Origin of the sequence: Moraxella bovoculi 237, from assembly GCF_000696305.2 — a bacterium.
Lineage (GTDB): Bacteria > Pseudomonadota > Gammaproteobacteria > Pseudomonadales > Moraxellaceae > Moraxella > Moraxella bovoculi.
In genome coordinates this window covers 1-4,506 of the sequence record NZ_AOMT01000045.1, presented here as the reverse complement: position 1 = coordinate 4,506, position 4,506 = coordinate 1, and the positions used below count along the sequence as shown (strand labels likewise).

The window sequence follows — 4,506 nt, the reverse complement described above, 5'->3', positions numbered from 1 at the left end:
AGGTTAAGCCCCTTTTATCAGAAACGGATTACGCCCTTAGAATAGCAAAAATTGAAATTTTACGCAATATTAGCTACGGGCGGTAAGCCTTTCTGATAAGAAAGGCTCACTTACGACTTGAAAAACATTTCCGCTATGGCTACAATATTTATCAAGTCAAGTTCGGCAAGGCGTTCCCCCTTTGCAATCCCCCAGTATGCCTAACGGCATAACCGCCCTTTGGGGCGGTTAGTTGAAAAGACAAAAGAAAAATAAGGCTATGGCAATCTATCACTGTTCGGCTCATAATGTATCAAGAAGTAGCGGACGAACCGCAACGGCTAGTATCGCCTATCGTGCAGGGGAAAAAATCCACGACCAAAGAATAGGGCTAACCCACGACTACACCAAAAGGGCAAGACATCAAGAAATTGCCCATACACAAATTATCAGCAATCTAGGGGCTAAGATTGACCGTAGCGAGTTATGGAACTTGGCAGAAATGCGAGAGAACCGCAAGGACGCTAGAACCGCCAAAGAATTTGTCATCGCATTGCCCCACGAGTTAGACAAGCAAGAACGGCAGGAATTGGCGATAGCGTTCGCCCAGCACCTAGTAAACCGCTATGACTGTGTGGCAGATGTTGCCATACATACCCCAAGCCGAGCAGGGGACGAGCGAAACCACCACGCCCACATAATGCTAACCACAAGAAAAGCCGAGTTAGGGGCGGATAACCGCCTTGTTTTAACAGAAAAAATAGACCTTGAACTATCCAACGCCAAGCGAAAAGAATTAGGCTTGCAATCGTCAAGCAAGGAAATCATCAGCATTCGCCAAGATTGGGAACGCATAGCAAACGCCCATTTGGAGCGAGCAGGGATAGCCGAACGGATAGACCACCGTAGCCACAAAGAACTTGAAAACGGCAAAATACCGCAAATCCACGAAACGCCCCAAGTAACCGCAATGAGACGAAAAGGGATAGAGACCGAGATTAGCCGAGCCAATGATGAACGCAGGGCATACAACGCCCAAATAGACCACCAAAACGCCCTAGAACGCCCCACCGAGCCACAGAAAGCCCAAGAGAGCGATTTACTAGCCAAAGCACAGGCAAGCCTACAAAATCGCTTACAGGAGCGTTTAGAGCAACGAGAACAGGCACGGCAGGCAGAACAACAAGCCGAGAGAGAACGCCAAGCCCAAGAGATTGAGCAATCAAGACAAAACCAAGATAGGGGATTTAGCCGATGAGCAACCAAGATAACACCGAACTGATTGAAGTGGTTTTAGGGCTTTTGGAGAAATCCAAACAGCAAGACGAGAGTATTCAAAAAGCGATTAAAGCCCTAGAAAGCGAAAAAACCGCCCTAGAAACGCTTAGGAGCGATTTTAAGGGGGTTGTAATGGGTCAGACTAGGGATAGTGTCCAAAACGCCCTAGAACGCCCCCTAAGTCGCTTACAGGGGCATTCTGAAAACTTGCAGGGGGTTGTTAGAGACATTAAGAGAGCTAAAAGGGATTTGGATTGGCGTGCTAACCTTTGGTATTTTGGCGGTTTTGCGGTGTTTATGGCGTGCTGTATGGGCTTTATGCTGTGGTTTGTGCCAAGTTTAGACGAGATAGGGGCTAGACGAGCCGAGTTAGACCACCTAAGCACTCAAATTGAGAAAGCCCAAAACCTGCAACGCCTACAAACCAGTAATTGTGATAAGCGGTTATGCGTAAAAGTCATTGAAAGTAAATGCAATTACGGCAGTAAGGGCGATAGGTATTGTGTGGCGGAGTTGAAGTAAAATAACCGCTAATAGCGGTTATTTTATAAACAATTTCCTACTTTTTATAAACCTTAATATGTAAAAAAGTTAAAATAATTGTTGTAAGAACGCCCAAAGATACTATTAGGCTATTATCCATAAAGTATTCTCTTTGGAAATGATTGATATAAAACATCAATAGCCCAAAAGAAATGGTTACAACACCTAAGATAACTTTTTTCATCGAGTAATCTCTCAATTTATGGTTTATAAAGTCTTTCTATATTCAGATGTTTTTACATCTGATACCTTAGTTCCCTTGTATTCCACCCAAGTCTCTACTTTTATCGCATATTCAAGCTTATCGGGATTTGTCCACTTAAAATAAACTTTATGTTTAATAATAGAGCCAGACTTGAATTGAGCCATAGAAGCTTTTCCAAATCTACCAGTAAAATACACAGCACCGCCTACGGCTGACGTTACCGCTACGCCTTTGAGTGCAATTGGGTTTTTTGCCACGAAAGGTGCTACGACTGCACTAGCATTTGTTAAATCACTGCCATAAACCATCAATTGGTCGCTTTCTTTGATAACATCATCTACTTTTCTATCAACAATGGCAAATTGTTTGTATGTGGTTTGGGTTTTTGGTGCATACATTTTATAGTAACTTTGATGAAGAGCTGAATCTTTTGGTGGCATAGCTGAAAGACCAGAATCCGCCCAAGTAACGCTTGGCAAAGTTGAAAATAAAATAGAAAATACTGCTGTATAAATTAACGCTTTGTTTTTCATAAGAAAATTTCTATGGTTGAAATAAAGGATTTTTAGTATATCACACAAAAAACAAAACAATCTAGTAAATTTTACAGAACTATCAAACCCCAAACAACTCATAAAACTTACCAATGAATTTAGGGTCTTTGTGGGCTACTCCTTGCTCTCGTGCTTCCTTGAACCACTTTGAAAAGATATTATTATCAAAGTTCTTGGCGACTTCATTAAGGGCTTGCTCTTGGTATTGCTCGTCTAGGCTCTCAAACATTTCAATGAATGATTTTTTACGCTGTTCGACTTGCTCTTTCTCTTGGCGTTCCTGTTCGTCTTTCGCTAACTGCTCCGCCTGTGCTTTGGCTCTTTGGGCTTGTCGTTCGGCTTTCTTACGCTCTTTGCGTTCCTTGTCAGCTTGCACCGCTTGGCGGTGTCTTTCCAGTCCTTGATTAACTAAATTCTCAATGTGTGCAGGGTTAGTAATGCCCTTTTGTCTTGCATACTCTTGCTTTTGGGCGACAATTTCTCGTTCTTGGTCGGTCAAGCCGTCAAAAATGTCTTTGGTGTTGGGGTCTCGTTCGGTGTTCTCTTTGGTCTTTTTGGGTTTGGCATTGGCTTTTTGCTTAAACTCAAAATGAAATCCAACGATAACCCGCCCTTGTTTCTTTTGGGTGTAAGTGGCTGATAAATCGGTATTTTCATTGATTTGTTTTAGGGCAAAATCCAATACACGGGCTTTAAAATCCCCCATTCTTGGGTATTCGTTCGGCAGTAGTCCAAAGCGAAAACGCAAGTCATCAAGGGAAATATCCAGCCACCCTGCACCAGTTTTTTTATCCAAATGTCGCATAAAAAATTCATATAACCGCATCGCATATTGGCTAGACAGTTGGGCTACCTGCTCAATCTCATAGACTGTAAACCGTCTTTCCAGTTCTACAAGCATTGGGACGGTGTCATCAGAAAATTTAAAATGCACCGTTGCCCCATCGTCCACATAGTCGGCAGACTGGATAAAACGGCGATAGGCTACCTGCGTTAAGCCCTTTTCATTAACAAACTTATAACCCCATTCAGCACGAAACAGGCTCAAAACCGCCTTTTTCAAAACTCTATAAGCTGTTGATTTATCTACATTAAATGTTTGAATGTAGTCATCAGCGTGAATAATTAAGGTCTTCCCCTGCAACTGCTCAATGGTGTTACATTGGCTACGAGCCTTCAAAATGGCGAGCAGGATTAGGCGTTGTTCAACTTCGCCCAGTCTATGACTGGCTTCAATCAACGCATTGTCTTTAACGACTAAATTTCCCATAAAATCAATACCTTAAATGCTATAAATAGGCGTTTATGCACCCAAATTATCAAATTAACATACATTTTATCATTAAGACTATAAATAGTCAATATTTTAAAACGCCTACTTATTGGTGTATAAACGCCTACTTATTGGTGTATAAACGCCTACTTATTGGTGTATAAACGCCTACTTATGGTGTATAAATGTCGTTAAATACCCCCCAGAACCCCAGTATTTTCAAGGGTTGCAGAGGGGCTATAAAACTATTATAAAACTATTATAAAACAACAAAACGCTAACGCTTTTGTTGTTGCCTAAAAATTTGAAATTTTTCCTTTGTCTTTTTAACCAATAGAACCATTGAAAGAACCAAAATAATCTTGGTCTTTTGACTGCTCTTGTTGAACCTGTTTAGGTTCTACTGGTAACTCAGATAACCCAAATAATTTTCTATCACGGTTTTCAGTCAAATATCTATCCAATGCTTGCAGTATGTTTTGGTTATACTGTTCATCATTTTTCATTCTCTGTAAATACATTGACCCTATCAGAATTTTTCTGCGTGTCTCGTCTTTTCTTTCTTGTTCTTTGGCTTTTTTCTTTTCACGGTTTTCAGCCAGTTTCTTTTGTTCTTTAAGCTGTTTTAGCTTACTTTCAAAATCTGCTATCTTGTCATCAATGGATTTAGCCAT

At 41.1% G+C, this 4,506-nt stretch carries 4 protein-coding genes and 1 pseudogene; 2 read left to right on the top strand and 3 right to left on the bottom strand.

The window, feature by feature from the left end; genetic code table 11:
- Window positions 1–259 precede the first annotated feature (259 nt).
- The gene (locus MBO_RS09885; RefSeq protein ID WP_036367398.1) at window positions 260–1,237 is read left to right on the top strand and encodes a MobA/MobL family protein; all 978 of its coding nucleotides are present in this window, start codon (window positions 260–262) and stop codon (window positions 1,235–1,237) included.
- Window positions 1,234–1,779 carry a hypothetical protein gene (locus MBO_RS09880; RefSeq protein ID WP_036367396.1) on the top strand — a complete coding sequence of 182 codons (546 nt, stop codon included), beginning with the start codon at window positions 1,234–1,236 and terminating at the stop codon, window positions 1,777–1,779. Before MBO_RS09885 ends, MBO_RS09880 begins: the two co-directional genes overlap by 4 nt.
- Window positions 1,780–2,007: 228 nt before the next feature.
- On the opposite strand, the gene MBO_RS09875 is transcribed toward MBO_RS09880, so the two are convergent.
- The 3 genes and pseudogenes from MBO_RS09875 to MBO_RS09865 all read right to left on the bottom strand — a co-directional run.
- Window positions 2,008–2,538, bottom strand: a complete 531-nt coding sequence (locus tag MBO_RS09875; protein WP_152545146.1) for a hypothetical protein — start codon at window positions 2,536–2,538, stop codon at window positions 2,008–2,010.
- Window positions 2,539–2,620: 82 nt separating this feature from the next.
- A complete protein-coding gene (gene repM / locus MBO_RS09870; RefSeq protein WP_052585445.1) occupies window positions 2,621–3,829 on the bottom strand; it encodes a replication initiation protein RepM in 1,209 nt (402 codons plus the stop codon).
- 410 nt (window positions 3,830–4,239) lie between these two features.
- Window positions 4,240–4,506: pseudogene (locus MBO_RS09865) on the bottom strand (mobilization protein); the annotation flags it as partial.